Source organism: Pseudactinotalea sp. HY160 (assembly GCF_009372055.1).
Classification (GTDB): domain Bacteria; phylum Actinomycetota; class Actinomycetes; order Actinomycetales; family Beutenbergiaceae; genus HY158.
This window is the reverse complement of sequence record NZ_WHMT01000004.1, coordinates 12032-35244: the sequence shown is the minus strand read 5'-3', so window position 1 is coordinate 35244 and position 23213 is coordinate 12032. Positions and strand designations below refer to the sequence as shown.

Here is a 23213-nt window from a genome sequence, read left to right as displayed (position 1 = left end):
CGTGACGAACCTCCCGATCCGACCGGACCTGCGCGGCCTCGAGCCGTACGGCGCCCCCCAGCTCGACGTGCCGCACCTGCTCAACGTGAACGAGAACCCCTACGAACCGACCCCCGAGGTCGAGGCGGCGATCACGGCGGCGGTGACGGACGTCGTCCATACGCTCAATCGCTACCCGGATCGCGAGTTCGCCGGGCTCCGCGCGGACCTGGCCGCCTACCTCGCGGCCGAATCGGGCGTTCGCGGGCTCGGCGTGGAGAACATCTGGGCCGCGAACGGCTCGAACGAGGTCATGTTGCACCTGTTCCAGGCGTTCGGCGGGCCCGGGCGGGTGGCGCTGAGTTTCACGCCCACCTACTCGATGTACCCGGAGTACGCCCGCGACACCTTCACGGCCTGGGTCACGGCCGAACGCAACGCGGACCACACCCTCGACGCGGACACGGTGATCGCCCGGATGCGCGCGGAACGGCCCGCGCTCGTGCTGCTCGCGAGCCCGAACAACCCCACCGGCACGGCGCTGTCGGTGGCCGCGATCGAGGAGATCGCGGCGGCGGCCCGAACCACCGGACCGGAGGGGGCGGCGAGCGTCGTCGTGGTCGACGAGGCCTACGCCGAGTTCCGGCGCGAGGGCACGGGCAGCGCGCTCGAGCTGCTCGCGCGGCACCCGCACCTGGTGGTGACGCGCACGATGAGCAAGGCGTTCGCGTTCGCCGGGGTCCGGCTCGGCTACCTCGCCGCCGCACCGCAGGTCGTGGACGTGCTGCGGATCGTGCGGCTGCCGTATCACCTGTCGGCCGTCACCCAGGCCGTCGCGCGGGCGGCGCTGGCCCACGCGGGCGGGTTGCAGGCGCAGGTCGCGGAGCTGCGCGGCGCGCGGGACGACCTGGCCGCCTGGCTGGGGGAGAATGGTTTCACCACCGTGGATTCGGACGCGAACTTCATCCTGTTCGGGGAGTTCGAGGATCGGCACGCGGTGTGGCAAGGACTGCTCGATCGCGGGGTGCTCATCCGGGAGACCGGGCCGGAGCGGTACCTGCGAGTGAGCGTTGGCACCGGCGAGCAGATGGCTGCTTTCCGCACGGCACTACTGGAGGTCACCGGCCGATGAGCCCGTCAGCGAATAATGGAACGGCGGCCCGCACGGGCCGCGTCGAGCGCGTCACGAGCGAGTCGAGCGTGCTGGTCGAGCTGGATCTCGACGGCCGTGGGCGCACCGAGATCGACACCGGCGTGCCGTTCTACGATCACATGCTCACCGCGCTCGGCAAGCACTCCCTCATCGACCTGACCGTGCGCGCCCAGGGCGATGTGCACGTCGACGCCCACCACACCGTGGAGGACGTGGCGATCTCGCTCGGGCAGGCGCTGCGCCAGGCCCTCGGCGACAAGGCCGGCATCGCCCGGTTCGGGGACGCGCTCGTGCCGCTCGACGAGGCGCTCGCCCAGGCCGTCGTGGACGTCTCGGGCCGGCCCTACCTCGTGCACTCCGGCGAGCCCGCCGGGCAGGAGTACCACCTCATCGGGGGGCACTTCACCGGATCGCTCACCCGACACGTGTTCGAGTCGATCGCCCACCACGCGAACATCTGCCTGCACGTGCGCGTGCTCGGCGGCCGCGATCCGCACCACATCGTCGAGGCCCAGTTCAAGGCCCTCGCGCGGGCGCTGCGCGCGGCCATCGAGCGTGACCCGCGGGTGGAGGGGATTCCCTCCACCAAGGGGGCCCTGTGATGTCTGCCGGCTCCAGTGGCCCTAGTGGCTCCGGGGGCGCCAGTGGCACTGGGGGCTCTGGCGGCTCCAGTGGCACGGGCGGCGCAGGCGGTACGGGTGGCTCGGGTGGCGCAGGGGCCTTCGGCGAGGACGACTTCGATCTCGAGGCGTTCGACGCCGACTTCGCCGCGCACTTCGGCGCGACGACCGAGGAGACGGACGGCGTCGGCGAACCGGGGCCGAGGTCGGGAGCCGGGTATTCGGCAGAGTCGGGCGACGCCGACGAGTCGGGGGAGCCGGGCGAGTCGGCTGACGCGGGCGAGTCGGTCGAGCCGGGTGAGTCCGGTGAGTCGGACGGTTCGGACGCGGCCTCGACCGTGACCGCGGTGGTGCTCACCCCGCTTGCGCACGCCCCCGCCCTCGCGCGACTCATGGGCCTGGCCGGGATGGACTGGCCGGTCGTGCCCACGCGGACCGGAGCGGTCACGGCCTGCGCCGTGCCCGTCGCACCGGATGACCTCTCGGCCCTCACCGGGGAACTCCCGGGCGACATCCTCGACGTGGCCAAGGCGCTCTCGCACACCTCGAAGTACGGGGTGGTCCTGCTGACCGCGCGGGTCACGCATTCCGCCGAGGAGGGGCCGGGCGGGAACGTGAGCGCCGACCGGTACGTGGCCGGAAAGCACGTGGAGTCCCTTCCGCCCGGACTCGTGACCACGGGGGCCGACGACGTGGTGGAGCAGCTCGTGCTCGGCCAGATCGCCCCCGCGGACGTTCCCGGCGCGCTTGATCCTGCGACCGAGGCGGCCGCCGGCCCGCAGACTCCGGGAGCCTCGGGCAATCCGACCAAGCGCGGCCCGAAGTGGCGCCGGCCGTGACGCGCATCGCCGTGCTCGACTACGGCTCGGGCAACGTGCGCTCGGTCGCCTGTGCCCTCAGCCGGCTCGGCGTCACGGTCGACCTCACGTCGGACCCGGAGGCGGTGGCCGGCGCCGACGGGCTCGTGGTGCCCGGGGTCGGCGCCTTCGCGGCGGTCATGGATCAGCTGCGTCGCGTCGGCGCCCCCCGGATGGTCGAACGTCGCCTCGCCGGCGGCCGCCCGGTGCTGGGAATCTGCGTGGGCATGCAGGTGATGTTCGCCCGCGGCAACGAGCACGGCGTGATCGCCGACGGGCTCGGCCAGTGGGACGGCCTCGTGGAGCGGCTCGACGCCCCGATCGTTCCGCACATGGGCTGGGCGCAGGTGGAGCCCCCGGCCGACACCGTGCTCTTCCGCGGGATCGCCGATGAACGGTTCTATTTCGTGCACTCCTACGCGGCGCGGACCGCGCCCGAGCACACCGACATCACCTGGGCCGAGCACGGCCACCGGTTCGTGGCGGCCGTGGAGAACGGCACGCTGCAGGCCACCCAGTTCCACCCGGAGAAGTCCGGCGACGCGGGCGCGCAACTGCTCGCGAACTGGCTCGAGACCCTGGACTGAGAACGGCCGAGCACGGCCGATCGCCTAGGCTGGTTCCCGGCCGCGTGCCCGCAGACCCATCGACGAAACGGACCTCCATGACCCGCCTGCAACTGCTCCCCGCCATCGACGTGGTCGAGGGGCGGGCCGTGCGCCTCTACCAGGGGGAGGCCGGCTCGGAGACCTCCTACGGCAGCCCGCTCGAGGCCGCCCGGCAGTGGGCGGATGGCGGGGCGGAGTGGATCCACCTCGTCGACCTCGACGCCGCCTTCGGGCGCGGGTCGAATGCCGAACTCATCGCCGAGGTTGTCGCCTCGGTCGACGTGCGGGTGGAGCTCTCCGGCGGGATTCGGGACGACGACTCGCTCGCCCGGGCGCTCGCGACCGGCTGCGCTCGGGTCAACCTGGGCACCGCCGCGCTCGAACAGCCCGAGTGGACCGCGCGCGTCATCGCCGAGCACGGCGAGAAGATCGCCGTCGGGCTCGACGTGCGTGGCACGACCCTGGCCGGCCGCGGCTGGACCAAGGAGGGCGGCGACCTGTGGGAGGTGCTCGAGCGCCTCGAACGGGACGGCTGTGCGCGATACGTCGTGACCGACGTGACGAAGGACGGCACCCTCCAGGGCCCGAACCTCGACCTGCTCACCCAGATCTGCGAGCACACCCGGGCGCCGGTCATCGCCTCCGGGGGCATCTCGGGGCTCGACGACATCCGCGCGCTCACCGCGCTCGTGGATACGGGCGTCGAGGGCGCGATCATCGGCAAGGCCCTCTATGCCGGACAGTTCACCCTGCCGCAGGCCCTGGACATCGCGGGCCGGCCGTGACCGTTCCGCACGATCACGGCGCCCCGCGGGATCACAGCGGGCCGGGGGATCACAGCGGGCCGGGGGATCACGGCGCACCGCGGGATCATGGGGCACTGCCCGACCTGAGCGCGCTCGCCAACCCGACCGAGGCGGGGCCCGGCGGACTCAAGCCGTTCCCCCAGTCCTCGGCCTTCGCCGGGGACGACGGCTCCACGCCCGCGGCCCTGGCCGCCGCGTTCGCCACCGAGCAGCCGCACCGGCTCGGCGCGATCGTCGAGGCGCTCCGGGAGGCACGCCTGCTCATCCCGGTCGTGGCGAACCTCGACGAGATGGAGGCCCCCGAGTTCGAGGGTCAGGTGGTGGGGGAGAAGAGCGCGCACGCCGCCATGGTCACCGTGGCCGCCCCGGACGGTCGGGGGGCGATCCCGGTGTTCTCCTCGGTGGCCGCGCTCACCGCATGGCGTGCGGATGCCCGGCCCGTGCCGGTCGAGGCGCGTAAGGCCGCGCTCGCGGCCGGTACGGAGGCCGATTCACTCCTCGTGCTCGATCCCGGAAGCGACCACACGACCCTCGTGCCCAGCCACGCCGTGGCGGCCATCGCCACGGGGGAGCCGTGGTCGAACCCGCTGGTGGACCCGGAGGTCCACCAGGCGATCGCCGGGATCGTCGAGTCGATCCCGGCCGCCGTCCGTGCCGAGATCCGGCCGGGCACCGGTGCCGAGATCCGGATCGTGCTCGCCCTGCGGCCCGGACTCGACCGCGTCGGCGTGATCAGCGCCTCCCAGCAGGCCTCGGCGGCCCTCGGCGCCTCGACGGTGGTCACGGCCCGGGTCGACTCTCTCGAGCTGCGCATCACGACCGCCACGGACGCGGAACCCGCGTAGCCGCGTAGCCCGCAGAACGTCTGTAGCCCGTGCAGCCGCTGTAGTCGCTTCCGTCGTACCCGTCCAACCCGTCGTACCCGTCCAACCCGTCGTACCCGTCCAACCCGTCGTACCCGTCCAACCCGTCGCACTCGTCCAACCCGTCGCACAGTCCAACTTGCTCAACCCGTGTCGTGGCTCTCCCCGCGACCGGCGGATCGCGGCGCTCTGTCCACGAGGTGGCCCGGGATCGTCCGTTCGCACCGTGTTCTCCCCGGCCGGCGGCTCGTGACCGGTGGTTCGTGATCGACGGCTCATCGTGCTCTGTCCACGAGGTGACCCGTGACCGTCCGTTCGCAACGTGTCCTCCCTGACCGGCGGCTCGCGATCGGCGGTTCGTGATCGACGGCTCATTGTGCGCCGTCCATGAGGTGGCCCGTGTGTCGGTGGACGACACGCGGTGCGCCGCTCGCGGATCGGAGCAGCCGATCCGTTCAGCGGTCTCGAATCGGTGGTGTGCATGCCGGCGTCGTGTCTGCGCTATGTGCCTCGCGGCTCACGCCACGGCTCGCTTCGCGGCTCACGCTACGGCTCCCGCCACGGCTCGCTTCGCGGCCGGCTTCGCACTCGTCCGCGAGGCTCGACCGGGTTCCCGGGATTCCGCGGGTTCCGCGGGTTCTCTGGGTTCCGCGGGTTCCCCGGGTTCCCCAGGTTCCCCAGGTTCCGCGGGTTCCCCGGGTTCCGCGGGTTCCCCGGGTTCCCCGGGTCTCTTCGAGGTTCCCCGGGTTCCCCGGGGTCCGAGGGTTCCCTGGGTCCCGCGGGTTCCCGCGTGCCTCCGCGGGTTCCCGCGTGGCTCTGGGGCCTCTTCGGGGTTCCGCCCCGATGCCGCGGGATGGCACCTCGATTCCACGGGATCCGGGCCGTGGTCCCCGTCGTCCCGCTGTCCGGGGTGAATGTCGGTGCTCGGTTCTAGGGTTGTTTCATGAGCACGAAGGCAGCCCGGCAGATGCGAGCGAGGCGAGCGGAGATCGCCTCGATCGCCTCCGAGGACGCGGTACTGGACCGAGTCCGCCAGGTGCGCAAGGTCCAGGCGGGCGCGGAGGCCGATCTGTTCTTCCTGGCGATCGAGATCGCCCAACGCAGCCCGGTCACCGAAGAGTGCGGGGCGTGGTCCTGTCACACCGATCTGGCCCTGGGGGTCTCGTACTGTGATTCGGCGGCGAACTGGTTCGCGGCCGTGACCGGCTTCTCCACCGACGCCGCCCAGGCGATGCTCCTCGAAGCCCTCGAGGTCGCCGAACGCCTGCCACTGCTGTACGGGCGCGTCCTCGATGGGCGTACCCGGGCGCACACGGCCCGGCTCGTGGCCGAACAGACCCTCGGTTTGACTGTGGAGGCGGCCGGGTTCGTCGATGTCCAGGTCGCAGCGGCCGGGGCGATCCGGGGCCGATACGCCATCAAGTCCCTGGTGCGGGAGGCGATGATCACCCACATGCCCGACCAATACGCCCACCTGCAGCGGGCGCAGGCCGATCCGCGCCGGGCCGATGTCCATATCGGCACCGACGGCACCGGCCGCATCGACGCGATCGTATCCACCTTCGCCGCCCTCGATCTCGAACAGAGCCTGACCTTCGGGGCCGCGCAACTCAAGGCCGCCGGATCCGGTGAGGTCCTCGATACCCGTCGCTCGCTCACGTTCGAGGGCATCATCGCCGCCACCCACCACCCCGAACCGGCCCGGCAGGACGGCTTCGACCTGACCAGCGGGCAACCAGGCCAGCAGGCCCAGCAGACCCAGCAGGCCCAGCAGGCCCAGCAGGCACAGGCGCCGGGGGCGGGGGCGCCGGACTGGGCGAACAGCACGGGCGGCACGGGCGGCACGGGCGGCACAGTCGGCATCGGCGGCGCTGGGGGCATGGCTGCGGCCGCTGTAGTCGATCTGACTCCCGATGAAGCCGCGGGCCAGTTCGACGGCCCGTCCGTGAGCACAGCCGCGGCCCCGGCCACGAGTACGGCCGCGGGTCCCGCTGGGAGTGCAGCCGTGGGCAGCGCCGGGAGTGCAGCCGTGGGCAGCGCCGCCGGAACGGCGGTGGGCGAAGCTGCGGCGGCGGACCCGACCGGCGAGGCGCCTGCCACGGTGACTGGTCGTGGTGTGTCCTGCGGTCCTGCGCGGTCGGGTCGGGGCGTGCCGCGGGCGAAGGTCGTCATGTACCTGCACATGAACGCCTCCGCGTTCTGGCCCGACGGCAGGCCACCCGACCAACCCTGCGGCCCACCCCGTGATCATTCCGATCACGGGCCCGGTCACCATCCTGGCGGCCCGCCTCCCGATCATCTTGGCGGCCCGCCTCCTGATCATCCCGGCGGCCGATCCCCTGATCATCCCGATCGTGATCCCGGCGGCCGGCCTCATTGCCATCCCGGCGGCCTGTCCGACGATGGGTCGTACGCGGACCCGCCGGGCACGGGTTGTCTCGAACATGCGGCCGGCTCGACGGGCACAGCGGCCGCAGCGGGCGCAGTCGATCCCGAGCACGCCGCCGATGCGGCCTATGTCGCGGGGCGGTTGTCCCGTGAACCCGTGCGCATCGAGGGGCCGGGGATCCCGCCCGGGCTCGTGATCACCGCCGCCGAGGTCGCGGCCATGTTCACCACACCCCACGACGCGGCCATGCCCGGGCGCGCTGGCGGGTCCGGCGCGGCGCACGGGCCTGGCGGGTCGGGTGGGCCGTGGGGGCCGCAGGTGTTCGTGCGTCCGGTCATCGACCTCGAGACCGAACACGAGGTCGCCGGCTATGCCGCCGGGGACGTGATCAAGGACCACCTCCACCTACGGGATCGAACCTGCGTGTTCCCCAATTGCGCCCGCCCGGCCCGGGCCTGCGATGCCGACCATATCGACCCCTGGAAGACCGATCCCCAGGGCGACCCGGTCGGCGGGCCGACCTGCACCTGCAACCTCGCCAGCCTGTGTCGCCGGCACCACCGCTGGAAGACGCACAACCACCCCGGGCAGCCGCAGGGCCGCGGCTCCTGGTCCTACGTCATGCTCGGACCCGGAACCTACTACTGGAGCGGCCCCATGGGCCTACGGTTCCTGCGCACTCCGACCGGCACGACCGAGGTCACCGACCAGGCCTGGCACCGCCACGACCTCGCCGCACTCCCAGACCTCCACGACCTCCAGGGGCTCCAGGACTTCAACGGGCGTCAGGGCCTCGGCGCTGTTCCAGGCCGCGAGCCGCACCCAGATCACCCGGCGCGCCCGGACCAGCCGGCTCTCCCAGGCCACGAGAGTCTCCCAGGACTCGAGACTCTCCCAGGACTCGAGGCTCACACGGTCCTCGAGGCTCACACGGACCTCGGAGCTCGCACGGACCTCGAGGGTCACGCGGAACAGCCCGACCGCTCGGACATTGAGGCCAGCCCCGACTCCCGGGCTCGCCGGGACGACCTCGACGAGGCCTTCATGGACGCCCTCGACTACGAATACGGCAATGCCGACAGCGACGTCGAGCCCAGCGAGGCCGACCTCGAGGCCATCCTCGCCAACAGGTCATCGCAGCCACCCTCCGTGTAGAGCCCGGAGCACAGGAGCCCGGCGCACAGGACGCTGCTGGGCAGCACCGCCCGGTGACGAGGACGGCGGACACTCTCCAACGATTGCCTGCGCGCCGTGCGCACCTGACTGCCTGCGCGCCATGCGCACCTGACTGCCTGTGCGCCCTACGGGCCTGACTGCCTGCGCGCCCTGCGGGCCTGACGGTCTGTGCGGGATACACGCCCGACCACCTGTGCCCGACGGCCTGCCGTCCGTATGGAGCGCACAAAGGTCACAAGGGCGCTGTCATTACGTCGTGTCCACGATGCAGACTTATGTCTTGACGCGACCCAAAGTGCTCCGTATAGTCCGTGCTGTGTGACACACCCCATATCGGAAGCCCGATGGCAGGGCCCGGAGCGGGGTCCGTGGTCACGCAGAGCCCTCGGCGACGAGGGCTCGAACATCCGAGCCGGAACGCACCCACGGGGCGCCGGTGCGGCTCGCCCATGCGACCACGAAGGCGGATCGCGGCGAGAGGCAGATTCCGTACACATCGAGGAGGATTTGTGGTCAGACGGACAGCAGCCGGCCGATGGTCGGCCCGAGGCGCGACGGCGGTCATGACCGCCGCGTTGGTGATACCGCTGGCGATGACGGGAGCGTCGGCCGCGCCGGGCGACGGGGTGAGCACCGCGGCGCTCCCCGAGCAGGAGCCCGGCGTCACCCTGCGCACATTCCAGCTCGGGCGTGACCCGGGCGCGGTCTGCCCGCTCACCCCGGGCACCACCCCGAACGTCGACAAGATCATGCCGACGATCGACTGGAGCGCCGACGCGGACTTCGGCCTCTCGAGCAACTTCATCACCCACGCCATCGCGAACCTCCACGTTGCCGAGGCCGGTTCGTACGAGTTCCGCATGACCAACGACGACGGCGCGATCTTCTACCTGGACGACCAGGTCCTGATCAACAACGACGGGCCGAGCGACTCGACCTCCGTCACCGCCACCGCCACCCTCGACGCCGGCGTCCACCCCGTGCGGATCGAGCACTACGAGGGCTTCGACAAGCAGCGCCTCACCCTCGAGTGGAAGCAGCCGGGCCAGAGCGCCTTCGAGGTCGTTCCCGCCTCCGTGCTCACCACCGAGGCCGGCGTCGTACGGGTCACGGCACCGGGTACGAAGAGCTGCGTGGGCGACACGGACACCTCCGGCGACGGAATGCCGCTGTCGACCGTCAACCCGAACTACGAGCTGGTCGATCTGCGGCCCGAGGGCTTCGAGCCCGCGGTCTCCGCTCTCGACTTCAACGCGGACGGCGATCTCGTGGTCGTCACCTCCGGCAACGTCAGCCCCGGCGGGTGGACCGATGACCCGTACTCGGGCGAGGTCTACATCCTCGAGGGCGCCCAGGGGGCGGACGGTCCCGAGGACGTCACGGCCGTCAAGGTCGCCGACGAACTGTTCAACCCGATGGGCGTCGCCGTCATCGGCGAGTCGATCTTCGTCTCCGAGCGGGACGGGCTCACCGAGCTCACCGACCCCGACGGCGACGGCGTCTACGACCAGCGCAACCAGTTCGCGACCTGGCCCTTCGGAGAGAACTTCCACGAATTCGCCTTCGGCCTCATCTACGACGAGGACTACTTCTACCTGAGCCTCTCGGTCGCGATCAACCAGGGTGGCCACTCCACCGTGCCGCAGCCGGCGAGCAACCGCGGCACCTCGATCAAGGTCGACCGCGACACCGGGGAGGTCACGTTCGTGGCCGGTGGCCTGCGCACCCCGAACGGCATCGCCTGGGGTCCGAACGAGGACGTCTTCGTCATGGACAACCAGGGCGACTGGCTACCGAGCTCGAAGCTCGTGCACATCGAGCAGGACCGGTTCTTCAACCACTATATGACCCCGGCCGGCCCCTTCGACGACCAGCCCGTGACCGACCCGGCCGTGTGGATCCCGCAGAACGACATCGGCAACTCCCCGAGCGCGCCGTTCCTGCTCGAGCAGGGCCCCTTCGCCGGGCAGATGCTCTTCGGCGACGTCACCTACGGCGGCCTGCAGCGGATCTTCCTCGAACAGGTCGAGGGCGAGTACCAGGGCGCCGTGTTCCGGCACAGCGCCGGGCTCGAGGCCGGTGTCAACCGCACGATCGTCGGCCCCGACGGGTCGATCTACGTCGGCGGAATCGGCGAGGCCGGCAACTGGGGCGAGGCCGGCAAGCTCCGGTACGGCCTGCAGAAGCTCGTGCCCGTCGGCGACGACACCTTCGACATGCACGAGATGCGCCTGACGGACGACGGCTTCGCGATCACCTACACCCAACCGCTGTCCGAGGAGACGGCGGCCAGCATCGCCGACGCCTACACCCTGTCGCAGTGGCGCTACGTGCCCACCTCCTCCTACGGTGGACCCAAGATCGGCGAGGAGATCCTCGCCGTGACCGGCGCGGAGGTCTCCGCGGACCGGACCACGGTCAACCTGACGGTCGACGGGCTCAAGCCGGGCCGCGTCGTCCACCTGCGCTCGCCCCACATGCCGCAGACGTTCGAGTCCGCCGACGGCCAGCGCCTGTGGAACACCGAGGCCTGGTACACGCTCAACACCCTCCCGGGCTACGTCGGACCGGCCGAGCGCGGCTACTACGAGGCCGAGGACGCCGTCCTCGGCGGCGGGGCGGACATCGACACCGAGCACAGCAACTACTCCGGTGCGGGCTTCGCCGACGCGATCAACACCGTGGGAGCGAGCGTGCGGTTCGACGTCACGGTCGACGAGTCCGGGACCCAGCCGGTGTACCTGCGCTACGCCAACGGGCCGAACCCATTCGAGGGCACCAAGACCATGTCGCTGTACGTCAACGGCGAGCTCATCGGGCCCTGGGAGCTTCCCAGCACCGGCACCTGGAAGGACTGGGGCACGGTCACCCGCGACCTGGACCTGCGTGCCGGAGCCAACTCGATCATGCTCCGCTACGACGAGGGCGATGACGGCAACGTCAACCTCGACATGCTCTCGATCGGCGCACCCGACATCTGCACCCCGTTCCAGGCCGATCCCGGCTACACCGCGATCTACGACGGCACCCTCGCCAGCATGGACGACTGGAGCCTCGCGGGCGGCGGATCCTTCGGGCGCTACGAGGACTGCTCCCTGCGTTCCACCGGCGGCATGGGGCTGCTGTGGTACACCCAGCAGGACTTCGACAACTACAGCCTCAAGCTCGACTGGAAGCTCATCAAGGACGACAACGGCGGGGTCTTCATCGGCTTCCCCGACCCCGGCAACGACCCGTGGGTCGCCGTCAACCAGGGCTACGAGATCCAGATCGACGCGAGCGACGAGCCGGACCGCACGACCGGTGCGGTCTACACCTTCCAGGGCGCCGACGAGGTGGCCCGCGACGCGGCGCTCAACCCGGTCGGGCAGTGGAACTCGTACGACATCGTCGTCTGGGGAGACACCATCAAGATCTTCCTCAACGGCGAACTCGTGAACGACTTCGTCAGCACCGACCCGGCCCGTGACCTGAGCCAGGGCTTCATCGGGCTTCAGAACCACGGCGGCGGCGAGACCATCTACTACCGCAACGTGCAGATCGACGAACTGGACGAGGCACCGGTCTACCCGGAGGCGACCCCGGCCGAGGTGACGTTCTCCGACGAGGACGGCACCGACGCCGACACCTACACCATTCCCGCGGTCGAGGGCGTGGCGTACCGGGTCGACGGCGCCGTGGTCGAGGCCGGCACCCACCCGGGCTCCGGCACGGTGACGGTCACCGCCCACGCGACCGGGCGGTACGTGCTGGCCGAGGGCTCCACCGCCGAGTGGAGCCACGAATTCTCCGCCGACGACGGCGGCCCGGTCGGCGTGCTGACCGAGACGGCGGTGACGACCCGGTGCGTGGCCGGCAGGCAGGTGCTCGTGGCGTCGGTGACGAACGTGGCCGGCGCGCCGCTCGATGTGAGCGTCGAGACGGCCTTCGGTACCAGGTCCGTTGCGGCTCTGGCCGATGGTGCGACGAAGTCGCTCGCGTTCACGACGCGGTCGGTCGCGATCGACGGCGGTGAGCTCACCGTCGATGCGACGGGCGGCGACGGGCTGGATGGGCAGGAGGTGCTCGCCTACGAGGCGGTGTCCTGTTCCTAGGTCCGAGTGCGTGACCGGTCGGCCTGCCCCTGCGGGTCCTCCCCCGCGGGGGCAGGCCGACCGGTGAATGAACGATTCGACATCCGCGGGCGAAGCAGCCCGGCAGTACACATCTCGACGCGGCGAGCGCCGGTCGGGGAGATGGGAGAAGAAGATGGTCAAGCGCAGTGTGGTCAAGCGCAGTGTGGTCGGACGTGCCGTGGTCGGTGCGGTCGGTGGTGTGATGCTCGTGGGTGTGGGGACGGCGGCGATGGCCGCGCACCCGGATGCCGAGGACACCAGTGCGGTCGAGATCGGTGTCGAGATCGGGTCGGCGGGTGCGTTGACGATGACGGTCGATGGCACCCAGTCGACGCTGGTCGAGGACGGCTCGACCGAGGAGTTTCGTCAGTTCACCGGTGAGTTGCCGAATGTGACCGTGACCGATACCCGCAGTGACGCGCCCGAGGGCGTGTACTGGTACGTCAACGGTCAGGCGAGTGACTTCGTGGGTGATGACGGGCAGGCCCCGATCGGTCCGGAGCACCTGGGGTGGACGCCGGCGATGGTGACCGAGAGCTCGAGCGGGGCCGTGGGTGAGGGCCAGGAGGTCGGCACCGTGCTCGATGCCGACGGCGAGGGTCCCGGGCTGGCGGGTGAGGAGTTGTTCCTCCTGGCGCTCGACTCCCAGGAGGCGCACGCGGAGAACGGCAGCTGGACGGCGAACGCGGACCTGGTGCTGCGCACCGAGACCGACGTGGCCCCGGGCAGCTATTCCTCGGTGCTCACCCTCTCGCTCTTCGAGGATTCGTACTGACCCACCCCGGCAGCGCGTGATCGCCCGTGGCCGGGACCCGCGACCGGGTCCCGGCCACGGGCGTGCCGGTGGTCACCACCGGCACCCGACCCGCCCGACACCCGACCCGGCCCCGACACACGAAGACGGCGCCGCCCGAGGTGAGCGACGCCGTCCCTACGCGTGAGAACCTACGAGACGTGCCCGGTGAACTTCTCGCCCGGGCCCTTCCCGGGCTCGTCCTGGACCTCGGAGGCCTCCCGGAACGCGAGCTGGAGCGAGCGCAGGCCGTCCCGCAACGGCCGGGCGTGCCGGTCGTCCAGCGCGGGCCCGCTCGCGGTGATGAGCCCGGCGAGGGCGTCGATGAGCTTGCGCCCCTCGTCGAGGTCGAGATAGTCGCCGCTCGCCTCGTCCTCGGCGAGGCCGACCTTGACGGCCGCGGCGCTCATGAGATGGACGGCGGCGGCGCCGATGATCTGCGCCGCGGAGACGTCGGCGATGTCGCGGATCTGCGCGTCCGCCGAGAGATGGGTGTGGTCCGGGCCACCATCGGAGGGGGAGTGGTCGATGCCACGGTCAGCTGCGTTCATATCTGGTAGTGTTCCAGATCGACCGACTGTTGAAGAACACGGCCGCCGAGCCTCACCGCCCGGCACCGCGTCTCCTCGACAGAGTGCAAGTGGAGATTCTCCCACCTCGGCCCGACCGTTCAGCAACACCGAACCGACAGGGCCCAGGTAGTCAAGGTCGGATGCGCCGTGATGAGCGGACCGCATCCCGTGGTGTGTCCGAGCGATCCACTGCGCCACCTTGAGGCCTCCGCATGCAACCGCGAGCGGGGGCCTTTTCTCGCTCGTGGCGGACGCCCACACACCACGGTGAAGGAGCAACACATCAGCGAGCCCCGCATCAACGAGCGGATCCGTGTGTCCGAAGTACGCCTCGTCGGACCCAACGGTGAACAGGTAGGCATTGTTCGCGTCGAAGACGCATTGCGGCTGGCGAACGAGGCCGACCTCGACCTGGTCGAGGTGGCCCCCGACGCCCGCCCGCCCGTCGCCAAACTCATGGACTTCGGCAAGTTCAAGTACGAAGCCGACCAGAAGGCGCGGGATGCTCGGCGAAACCAGACGAACACGGTTCTCAAGGAGATCCGTTTCCGGCTGAAGATCGACCCGCACGACTACGGCACCAAGAAGGGCCACGTCGAGCGGTTCCTCAAGGGCGGCGACAAGGTCAAGGTCATGATCATGTTCCGTGGCCGTGAGCAGTCCCGCCCCGAGATGGGGATGCGGCTCCTGCAGCGGCTCGCCGAGGACGTGGCCGAGCTCGGCCACGTGGAGAGCGCCCCGCGCCTCGATGGCCGCAACATGACCATGGTGATCGGCCCGAACAAGAAGAAGGCCGACGCCCAGCGTGAACAGCGCAAGCAGCGTGAACAGGCACAGAAGGCTGCCGAGCAGTCGTCGAGTCAGTGACAACCAAGGATGAATGATGCCGAAGAATAAGACGCACTCTGGTGCGAAGAAGCGTTTCCGGGTGACCGGGGCAGGCAAGCTCATGCGTGAGCGCGCCCGCCACGTGCACAAGTTCCAGGAGCGCTCCAGCGCCCAGGCGGGACGTCTGAAGAACGACGTCGTCGTCGCCCCGGCCGACGCCAAGAAGATCAACAAGATGCTCGGCCGCTGACGGCCCCCAACACCAAGGAGACGACGTGGCACGCGTCAAGCGGGCAGTCAATGCCCAGAAGAAGCGCCGGACAACCCTCGAACGGGCCAGCGGCTACCGCGGTCAGCGTTCGCGCCTGTACCGCAAGGCCAAGGAGCAGGTCACTCACTCGCTGAGCTACTCCTACCGCGACCGCCGGGCGAAGAAGGGTGACTTCCGTCGCCTGTGGATCCAGCGGATCAACGCGGCCGTCCGGGCCGAGGGGATGACCTACAACCGTTTCATCCAGGGCCTCAAGGCCGCCGGTGTCGAGGTGGACCGCCGCCTCCTCGCCGAGCTCGCCGTGAACGAGCCGACCGCGTTCTCCGCGCTGGTCGAGACCGCACGGAAGGCCCTGCCGGCGGACGTCAACGCCCCGGCCGCCTGATTCAGGCACACCGCAGCGCCCTCGGGAGTCTCCCGGGGGCGCTGCGCTGTGCTGAGGCGCCGTCTCGTGCTCAGGGACGGCGACGCTCACCTCGGGTGGGCGCCTCGCCCGTGCCTCGCGCGCCGGTGCGCGGACGGGTGGCCACCGCGGGGTGGTCGATCCCGCCCGCCGGGCGCGGCTCAGCCCTGCTCGGCGGCCCAGGCGGCGACCCGGGCCGCGGACTCGGCGTCGGAGAGGTCCTCGACGCGGGTCATGATCGACCAGCGCACCCCGAACGGGTCGCGGATCGAGGCGAACCGGTCCCCGGAGACGAACGTCGCCACCGGTTCGCGGACCGTCGCTCCGGCCGCCTCGGCCCGGGCCGCCACCGCGTCGACGTCGGCGCAGTACAGCCCGATCGAATAGCAGGCGTCGTCCCCGGCCGGGGGAGGGACGAGGTGGTAGGCCGGGCTCGGCTCCCCCAACTGCAGCAGGCCCTGCCCGAAGTCGAGCACGGCGTGCACGACGACCCCGCCCATCTCGGTCACGTCGACCACCCGGGCGCCGAACACGCCCGAGTAGAACTCGATCGCCTTCGCCGCCCCCGGCACGGCCAGGAACGGGGTGAGGCTCGTGGCGCTGTGGGGGACGCCGTCAGTAGTGTGTGCACCGGTGACGCCCCGTGGCGCCGTCATTCTCTCGCTCATGCAGGAACGCTAATCCGCGGTGCACGGCGAGAACTTGTAGATTCGCGACATGATTCGACCGGGGAGGTGTCCGTGACCGGCGAGCTCGACCCCCGCGGCATCCTCTTCCCCTCCGGGCTGCCCGAGTTCCACCGCGTGCCCGCTCCCGCCGAACTCGCCGACCTCGCGCGCTGGTTCTGGATCCCCGAATGGAGGCTGGCGCCGGGGGAGACGTCCCACCAGGAGGTCCTGCCCTTCCCCGCCTGCAACCTGACCGTGCAGGCCGGCAGCGGTGGGCCGGCCCGCGGTGGGGATGCCGGTGCCACGGTCGGACTGACCGGCCCGACCACCCGGATCTCCCAGCGCGAGCTGAGCGGGAGCGGCTGGGCCGTGGGCGCGCTCCTGCGACCGGGCGGCGTGAGCGCCCTTCGACTCTCGCCCGCCGAGCTGCGCGACCTCGAGGTGCCCTTCGACGCGCCGGGCCTGGCCGGGGCGGTGAGCGACGCGATGGTCGGGGCCGACCCGCCCGATGTACCCGGCCGGCACTATGTACCCGGGGTGCCCGAGGCGGCCGGCCGGCACGAGCGCGCCGCCGGCGCCTTTGGCCGCTGGCTGGCCGAGCACGCGGCCCCGCCCGATCCCGCGGCCCTGACCGCGAACGAGCTCGAGGAGCTGATCCGCACCGACCGCGAGGTCGTGCACGTCGATCGACTCGCCCGCCTCCTCGGTCTCTCCACCCGGAGCGTGCAGCGCCTCTCGCTGCGATTCATTGGGCTGCCGCCGCTGGCCGTCATCCGGCGCTACCGCCTGCAGGAGGCCGCCCTGCGGCTGCGTGAGCACCGGGAGGTCACGATCGCCGAGATCGCCGCCGAGCTCGGCTACTCCGACCAGGCGCACCTGGGCGCCGACTTTCGAACCGTGCTCGGATTCGCCCCCGGCGCCTACCGCCGCGGCAGTCGCTGACGGCAGGTGCCCGCCGTTGCCGGGTCTTGCCGGGTCACGGCCGCGGATTCAGGCGTCCGTGCCGTCCTCCGGTGACCGCGGCGAGGTGCTGCCGCGCCCGTTCGGCGGCCCCGCCGGCGGGGGAGGGTCGGTGATGACCCGACCCCCGAAACCCGGCGGGTCGAACGGGGTGCCGTGGGGCATGTCACGGCCGAGGCGTTCGACCGCCTCGCGCATGGCCTCCCGGTAGCGGGCCTGACGCTCCAGCGTGCGTGGGCGGGCGAGCACGCTCGCCACGATGAACGCGATCAGGACGACGAGCAGGTAGATGCGCGTCGCCCGTTGCATCGTGTCGTTGTTCCCGTCGACGGCGGCGATGATGAGCAGGATCCATGCGGGCGCCGCGAGCAGGTGGAGCCCGGCGTAGCAGCCGATCCGCGCGAGCACGCCCCAGCCGCGCCAGATGAAGACGAGCGCCGCGAGGTAGGCGAGGATCAGGATGAGGATCCACATGGTTCCCCCGGGTCGTGGGCGCAGACGTGTCCGCACCAGGTTAGCGCCGCCGGCTCGGTGCGGATGCGTCATGATGGTCATGTGCTGCCCTCGATGACCAACCCCAAGGCCGACCGCGTCCGCCGCATCCGTGCGCTCGCCACCGGCTCCGGCCGGCGCCGTCAGGGCGCCTTCCTCGTCGAGGGGCCGCAGGGGGTGCGCGAGGCCGTGCGGCACGCCCCGCGCCTGGTCCGCGACGTGTACCTGTCGGTCGAGGCCTCCCAGCGTCATGCCGAGATCCTCGACGACGCCACTCGCCACGACCTGTACGTGCACCTGTGCTCCCCGGACGTGATCGACGCGATGAGCGCCGATGCCCAGGGCCTCGTGGCCGTGCTCAGCAGCGACGCGCACTCGCTCGAGGCGATCCTCGAGGGCGCCGGCGACCGGTCGCCCCGACTCGTGGCGGCCCTGGTCGAGGCCCGCGACCCGGGGAACGCCGGCACCGTGATCCGGGCCGCCGATGCCGCGGGAGCCGACGGCGTCGTGCTCACCGCCGGCAGCGTCGACGTCGAGAACCCCAAGGTGCTGCGAGCCTCCGCCGGGTCCGCGTTCCACCTGCCGGTCGCCACCGGCGCGCGCGCCGAGGAGTTGATCGAGACCGCCCGGGCCGCCGGCCTGCAGGTGCTCGCCGCGAGCGGCGCCGGCGACGTGAGCCTCGACGACCTCGCCGCCGTGGCCTCCGCAGAGGCGGCCGAGCGGGGCCACCACCACACCCCCCAGGTCGGCATCGACCTCACCCGCCCCACCCTGTGGCTCTTCGGCAACGAGGCCCACGGCCTGATCGGCCCCGTCCTCGACGCGGCCGACGCCGTCGTGCGCATCCCCATCTACGGGGAGGCCGAGAGCCTCAACCTCGCGATGGCGGCGACCCTGTGCCTCTACGCCTCCGCCCGCGCCCAGCGCGACTGACGCCCGCCTCGGCGGGGGAGCGGGCGCCGTCCATACGCATGACGCCCGCTCGCGCGATCGCCGCGTGAGCGTGACGGCCGCCACTGTCGATTACTTGACACGTCACGTGATCGGCCATACATTTTCTTTCAGGTCTTGAGTGTCAGCACGAAGCCCCGGCTAGCTGACCGGCAACCCTCCAGTCGCGGTGGGGTGCCCCGGGTGACGACCAGGTCCGCCACCACCGGTGAACGGGCAAGCGCAACCCGCCAGAGATCCTGGCACCAGGAGAAGGAAAAGCACATGTCGCAGGTCCAGGTACACACGGTCGCATCGACGCGCTCCTCGTACTGCATGCACATGTGTCACATGACGGTCATGGCGATGGGCTGCCCGGCCCGCTGAGCCACCCGCCCGACGCCTCGGGCTCCCGCCCCTTCGGCGTCACCCCTCGGATGACGGCAGGCACACGTGCGGATCGAGTGAGACGATCTGCGTGCCCGGCCACCCGAGCGCTTTCTCCTACGACCTTCACGAAGGCGTTGTCATGGCCAACTTCTCTTCTCGTACCTCGATCGTCTCCCTCGACCTGACCGGCGCCGGCGCCCCCGTGGCGTGGCAGCGCGATCACGACCCGGAGACCGAACTGTTCGTCATGGGCCGGCTCGCGGGCCTGTCCGCCCTCGCCGACAAGGCCGGCGTCGACCTCATCACGCTCGACTCGAGCTTCCGGCTCGGCGGCCGGCGGCGGCGCGACGCGTGGCTCGACGGCGCACTCGCGGCCTCCCGTCTCGGCAACCACACCGCGGCCGCGGTCATCGCCGCGAGCGTGCCCCTCGGCGTCACCCCGAACGACCAGGTCGCCTCCGCGGTCGCGAGCCTGCACCGGTCGACGGCGGGCCGCGGCGGCTGGCAGGTCGAGTCGCCCGCCGCGCACACCGCCCTGCCGGGGGGCGTCGACGCCGTGGTGAAGCAACTCCGGTCCCCGGCGGTCAGCCGGCGCACGGGAGCCGTCGCATCGGGCCCGGCCCCGGCCGTGGTCGTGCGCGTCGGATCCGACGTCGACGTCGAGATCGCCGCCGCCCGCGCCGACGTGGCCCGGCTGCGTGTCGACTCCGTGGAGGAGGCCCGCAACCTCCGGGCCGCCCTGCGTACGGCGGCCCGCGACTGGGGCCGTGACGCCGATGAGATCAAGGTGCTGGTCGACGTCCATACGCTCATCGCGCCGGACGCGGCCCGTGCCCAGGCCCGCGCAGACCTGCTGCGCGACCTCGGGCTCGCGCCCGCCGACGGGCTGCTGCGGACCGCGGGCCCGGCCCACGAGCTCGCCCGGCTGTGGCAGAACTGGGTGCGCGCCGGCGCGGCCGACGGCTTCGCGGTGATCCCGGCGTCGGTGCCGACCGACGTCGTGGCGCTCGTGTCCGAGGTGCTGCCCGACCTGCGCGCCCGGGGCCTGCGCAGCCAGATCGCCCCGGTGCCCGCGGAGTTCGCGGCCGCCGAGCGCACCTCCCGTGAGCGCGCCGGCTCCCCGGTCGCCGCCTGAGCCTGGTCGCCGCGCGCCGCCGTCCGGGGAAACTCGTCGGTGTGAGCGACGGGGGAACGTCCCCGGATCGCGGGCCGGCGCGGGTTTCCCGGTCCTGCGGGGAAACTCGCTGGTGCGGGGGACGCAAAAGTTTCCCCGCACCGCGGCAGCACCGCTGTTAACGGGCGGCGCGGGCTCTCTGGTCCTGCGGGGAAACTCGCTGGTGCGAGGGACGCACAAGTTTCCCCGCACCGCGGCGGCGCCGCTGTTGACGGTCCGGCGGCGGGTTCCCTGGTCCTGCGGGGAAACTTGTTGGTGTGAGCGACGGGGGAATTTCCCCGGATCGCGGGCCGGCGCGGGCCACTGGTCGTGCGGGGAAATTCGCTGGTGCGAGGGACCCAAAAGTTTCCCCGCGCCGCGGCGGCACCGCTGTTGACGGTGCGGCGGCGGGTTCCCTGGTCCTGCGGGGAAACTTGTTGGTGTGAGCGACGGGGGAATTTCCCCGGATCGCGGGCCGGCGCGGGCCACTCGTCGTGCGGGGTAGATCGCCGGTGTGCAGGAGCAACGAGTTTCCCCGCACCGAGTGGTCCGCACCGAGGCACCGAGGCAGCGGGCACCGAGGCGCCGAGGCGCCGAGGCAGCACCGGAGTGGCCGGCGAGTCGCCACTGAGCGGGCAGCCCGGACGGCGGGTGCCCCGGGTCCGTAGACTGGGGCCATGACTGCCCAGGCCAGCGCTGACCACGAATCGAGCACGATGAGCACCGAGACCACCGAGACCACCGAGAACACCGGCCCCGTCGACACGGCCGCCGCGATCACCCGGATCGCCGTCGCTGCGAAGGAGGCCTCCCGCCGTCTCGCCCGGCTCACCCGTGCCGAGAAGGACGACGCCCTCGAGGCGCTGGCCGCCGCGCTCGTGGCCGCCACGGCGCGGATCATCGAGGCGAACGACCGCGACGTCGAGCGCGAACGCGCCGCCGGGATGAGCGAGTCGATGCTCGACCGGCTCGCCCTCACCCCCGCCCGGATCGAGACGATCGCCGGGGCGCTGCGGGAGCTGGCGGCGCTGCCCGACCCCGTCGGGGAGGTCGTCTCGGGCCAACGGTTGCCGAACGGGCTGCGCATCCGCCAGGTCCGGGTGCCGCTCGGCGTCGTCGGCATGATCTACGAGGCCCGCCCGAACGTGACCGTCGACGCCGCCGGTCTCGCCCTCAAGTCCGGCAACGCCGTGATCCTGCGGGGCGGCTCGGCGGCGCAGCAGTCGAACGTCGCGATCGTCGACGTGCTCGGCGACGCGCTGACCGAGCTCGGCCTGCCGCGCACCGCAGTGCAGTCGATCGACGCCTACGGCCGGGCCGGGGCGAGCGAGCTCATGCGGGCCCGCGGGCTCGTCGACGTGCTCATCCCGCGCGGGGGAGCCGGGCTCATCCAGACCGTCATCACCGACTCCCTCGTGCCGGTGATCGAGACCGGCACCGGGAACTGCCACGTGTACGTGGACGCGAGCGCCGACCTCGACCAGGCGGTGGCGATCGCGATGAACTCCAAGACCCACCGCCCGAGCGTGTGCAACGCCGCCGAGACCCTGCTCGTGCACGCCGACGTCGCCGCCGAGTTCCTGCCGCGGGTGCTCACCGACCTGAGCCGCGCCGGGGTCGGCATCCACGCCGATGCCCGCGCCGCCGAATACGCGAGTTCCCACGGCCCGGTCGACGTGGCCACCGAGGCGGACTGGGCGGGCGAGTACCTCTCCCTCGACCTCGCGGTCAAGGTGGTCGGGGGCATCGACGAGGCCCTCGAGCACATCCGCACGTACTCCTCCGGCCACACCGAGGCGATCTGCGCCACCGACGTGCGCGCGATCGGCCGATTCACCACCGAGCTCGACTCGGCCGCGATCATGGTCAACGCCTCCACCCGGTTCACCGACGGCGGCGAGCTCGGGCTCGGCGCCGAGATCGGCATCTCGACCCAGAAGCTGCACGCCCGCGGCCCGATGGGGCTCGAGGCACTGACGACGAGCACATGGATCGTCGAGGGCGAGGGCCACATCCGGGCCTGACGCCCGGCGCGCCCGTGATCGGGGCCGCACCCGCCCGCCGGGTTCCCCCGTGTCCGGCGAAACGTGCGAGAATAGGCAGCGGACTTGGACACGGGTGAAAGGACCCTTCATGAGCAGTTCGCTCGTACCCCTCATGGCCGCCGAATCGTCGGAGGGCTTCGGTGCGCTCGGTTACGGGATCGCCGCGTTCGCAATCCTCATCTTCCTGCTGATGGTGACGGTGGCCTTCCGGTCGGTCTGGACCCGCCGTCGCTGACATGACCGGGACCATCGAGGCGTCGACGACGCCGGCAGTAGCGTGACCGGCCGGAGGCGCGGCCGGTGATTGCAGCGGCTCACGAACCGCAGCGGATCGGGATCATGGGCGGGACCTTCGATCCGATCCACCATGGCCACCTGGTGGCCGCGAGCGAGGTCGCCGACGAGTTCGATCTCGACGTCGTGGTGTTCGTGCCCACCGGCGCGCAGCCGTTCAAGCTCGACCGCCAGGTCACGCTCGCCGAGCACCGCTACCTCATGGCGGTCGTGGCCACGGCCTCGAACCCGCGCTTCACGGTCTCCCGCGTCGACATCGACCGGCCCGGCATCACGTACACGATCGACACCCTGCGGGAGTTGCGCGAGCGGTACCCGGCCGCGGAGCTGTTCTTCATCACCGGCGCCGACGCCCTCGATCAGATCCTCCAGTGGAAGGACTCCACGGAGTTGTGGTCGCTCGCCCATTTCGTGGGCGTCACCCGGCCCGGCCACACGGTGGAGACCGACCGGCTGCCGCAGGGCGAATACTCCCTCCTCGAGATCCCCGCGATGGCGATCTCCTCGACCGACTGCCGCGCCCGCGTGGCCGCCGGCAAGCCGGTCTGGTATCTCGTGCCCGACGGCGTGGTGCAGCACATCGCCAAGCACGGCCTCTACCGCGACGCCTCGACCTTCACCCACGGAGTCGGCGAATGAGCGCGCATTCGGCCGGCAGCCCGGGCGAGGGCACCGGCGAGTTCGAGAACCTTGACACGGCCGCCCTCGGGGAGCGCCGCCGCCGCCGCGAGGCCGAGCGCGCCATCGAGCGGGCCCGCGAGCAGCCGCTCACCCGGCGGGAGATCCGCGCGCGGGACGAGGCGATCGCCTCGGGCGCGCTCCAGCTTGGGGACGTCGCAGCTCGCGCC

General features: G+C 71.5%; 21 protein-coding genes and 1 riboswitch. Of the genes, 18 read left to right on the top strand and 3 right to left on the bottom strand.

Features of this window, described 5'->3' with window-relative positions; all coding sequences use genetic code 11:
• Nucleotide 1: 1 nt before the first annotated feature.
• From GCG21_RS05660 to GCG21_RS05615, 9 genes are all read left to right on the top strand, one after another.
• Nucleotides 2–1111: a histidinol-phosphate transaminase gene (locus GCG21_RS05660; protein WP_370517316.1), complete on the top strand. Its 1110-nt coding sequence runs from the start codon at nt 2–4 to the stop codon at nt 1109–1111.
• Nucleotides 1108–1734 carry an imidazoleglycerol-phosphate dehydratase HisB gene (gene hisB, locus GCG21_RS05655; protein ID WP_152818305.1) on the top strand — a complete coding sequence of 209 codons (627 nt, stop codon included), beginning with the start codon at nt 1108–1110 and terminating at the stop codon, nt 1732–1734. The genes GCG21_RS05660 and hisB overlap by 4 nt, the downstream gene beginning before the upstream one ends.
• A complete protein-coding gene (locus tag GCG21_RS05650) occupies nt 1734–2591 on the top strand; it encodes a hypothetical protein (protein ID WP_152818304.1) in 858 nt (285 codons plus the stop codon). The genes hisB and GCG21_RS05650 overlap by 1 nt, the downstream gene beginning before the upstream one ends.
• On the top strand, nt 2588–3196 hold the full coding sequence (gene hisH / locus GCG21_RS05645; protein ID WP_370517315.1) for an imidazole glycerol phosphate synthase subunit HisH: 609 nt from the start codon (nt 2588–2590) through the stop codon (nt 3194–3196). The genes GCG21_RS05650 and hisH overlap by 4 nt, the downstream gene beginning before the upstream one ends.
• Nucleotides 3197–3273: 77 nt before the next feature.
• Complete coding sequence (gene priA / locus GCG21_RS05640; RefSeq protein ID WP_152818303.1) at nt 3274–4002, top strand: bifunctional 1-(5-phosphoribosyl)-5-((5-phosphoribosylamino)methylideneamino)imidazole-4-carboxamide isomerase/phosphoribosylanthranilate isomerase PriA; 729 nt, start codon at nt 3274–3276, stop codon at nt 4000–4002.
• Nucleotides 3999–4868 carry an SseB family protein gene (locus GCG21_RS05635; protein ID WP_152818302.1) on the top strand — a complete coding sequence of 290 codons (870 nt, stop codon included), beginning with the start codon at nt 3999–4001 and terminating at the stop codon, nt 4866–4868. The genes priA and GCG21_RS05635 overlap by 4 nt, the downstream gene beginning before the upstream one ends.
• 961 nt (nt 4869–5829) lie before the next feature.
• Nucleotides 5830–8430: an HNH endonuclease signature motif containing protein gene (locus GCG21_RS05625; RefSeq protein ID WP_152818300.1), complete on the top strand. Its 2601-nt coding sequence runs from the start codon at nt 5830–5832 to the stop codon at nt 8428–8430.
• Nucleotides 8431–9014: 584 nt separating this feature from the next.
• Complete coding sequence (locus tag GCG21_RS05620; protein ID WP_152818299.1) at nt 9015–12545, top strand: family 16 glycoside hydrolase; 3531 nt, start codon at nt 9015–9017, stop codon at nt 12543–12545.
• 154 nt (nt 12546–12699) lie between these two features.
• Nucleotides 12700–13341: a hypothetical protein gene (locus tag GCG21_RS05615; RefSeq protein WP_227993319.1), complete on the top strand. Its 642-nt coding sequence runs from the start codon at nt 12700–12702 to the stop codon at nt 13339–13341.
• Between the two features lie 170 nt (nt 13342–13511).
• On the opposite strand, the gene GCG21_RS05610 is transcribed toward GCG21_RS05615, so the two are convergent.
• Nucleotides 13512–13910, bottom strand: a complete 399-nt coding sequence (locus GCG21_RS05610; protein WP_152818298.1) for a DUF1844 domain-containing protein — start codon at nt 13908–13910, stop codon at nt 13512–13514.
• A gap of 171 nt (nt 13911–14081) precedes the next feature.
• Between GCG21_RS05610 and infC the strand changes: the two genes are divergently transcribed.
• Genes infC through rplT form a run of 3 tightly spaced genes read left to right on the top strand, consistent with a single transcriptional unit; the run spans nt 14082 to nt 15415 of the window.
• The gene (gene infC / locus GCG21_RS05605; protein ID WP_152818297.1) at nt 14082–14798 is read left to right on the top strand and encodes a translation initiation factor IF-3; all 717 of its coding nucleotides are present in this window, start codon (nt 14082–14084) and stop codon (nt 14796–14798) included.
• A 16-nt stretch (nt 14799–14814) separates the two neighbouring features.
• Entirely contained in the window at nt 14815–15009 is a 195-nt protein-coding gene (gene rpmI / locus GCG21_RS05600; protein ID WP_152818296.1) for a 50S ribosomal protein L35, read from the top strand.
• Nucleotides 15010–15034: 25 nt separating this feature from the next.
• Nucleotides 15035–15415, top strand: a complete 381-nt coding sequence (rplT, locus tag GCG21_RS05595; protein ID WP_153878288.1) for a 50S ribosomal protein L20 — start codon at nt 15035–15037, stop codon at nt 15413–15415.
• A 179-nt stretch (nt 15416–15594) separates the two neighbouring features.
• Here rplT and GCG21_RS05590 read toward each other — a convergent pair whose 3' ends face one another.
• Nucleotides 15595–16101, bottom strand: coding sequence for a glyoxalase/bleomycin resistance/extradiol dioxygenase family protein (locus GCG21_RS05590; protein ID WP_152818295.1), 507 nt, complete (start codon nt 16099–16101; stop codon nt 15595–15597).
• Between the two features lie 72 nt (nt 16102–16173).
• On the opposite strand from GCG21_RS05590, the gene GCG21_RS05585 reads away from it, so the two are divergent.
• Complete coding sequence (locus GCG21_RS05585; protein ID WP_370517314.1) at nt 16174–17043, top strand: helix-turn-helix domain-containing protein; 870 nt, start codon at nt 16174–16176, stop codon at nt 17041–17043.
• A gap of 48 nt (nt 17044–17091) precedes the next feature.
• On the opposite strand, the gene GCG21_RS05580 is transcribed toward GCG21_RS05585, so the two are convergent.
• Nucleotides 17092–17535, bottom strand: a complete 444-nt coding sequence (locus GCG21_RS05580; protein ID WP_152818294.1) for a hypothetical protein — start codon at nt 17533–17535, stop codon at nt 17092–17094.
• A gap of 93 nt (nt 17536–17628) precedes the next feature.
• On the opposite strand from GCG21_RS05580, the gene GCG21_RS05575 reads away from it, so the two are divergent.
• The 5 genes from GCG21_RS05575 to nadD all read left to right on the top strand — a co-directional run bounded on the left by GCG21_RS05575 (nt 17629) and on the right by nadD (nt 23004).
• Nucleotides 17629–18486, top strand: a complete 858-nt coding sequence (locus tag GCG21_RS05575) for an RNA methyltransferase (RefSeq protein ID WP_152818293.1) — start codon at nt 17629–17631, stop codon at nt 18484–18486.
• A 131-nt stretch (nt 18487–18617) separates the two neighbouring features.
• Nucleotides 18618–18733, top strand: a riboswitch (SAM riboswitch).
• 279 nt (nt 18734–19012) lie between these two features.
• The gene (locus GCG21_RS05570; protein ID WP_152818292.1) at nt 19013–20008 is read left to right on the top strand and encodes an LLM class flavin-dependent oxidoreductase; all 996 of its coding nucleotides are present in this window, start codon (nt 19013–19015) and stop codon (nt 20006–20008) included.
• 734 nt (nt 20009–20742) lie between these two features.
• Nucleotides 20743–22050 (top strand): glutamate-5-semialdehyde dehydrogenase, encoded by a 1308-nt coding sequence (locus tag GCG21_RS05565; RefSeq protein ID WP_152818443.1) that lies wholly within the window; start codon nt 20743–20745, stop codon nt 22048–22050.
• Nucleotides 22051–22159: 109 nt separating this feature from the next.
• Nucleotides 22160–22306 (top strand): hypothetical protein, encoded by a 147-nt coding sequence (locus tag GCG21_RS16160; protein WP_153878282.1) that lies wholly within the window; start codon nt 22160–22162, stop codon nt 22304–22306.
• Between the two features lie 65 nt (nt 22307–22371).
• The gene (gene nadD, locus GCG21_RS05560; RefSeq protein ID WP_228759888.1) at nt 22372–23004 is read left to right on the top strand and encodes a nicotinate-nucleotide adenylyltransferase; all 633 of its coding nucleotides are present in this window, start codon (nt 22372–22374) and stop codon (nt 23002–23004) included.
• Nucleotides 23005–23213 lie beyond the last annotated feature (209 nt).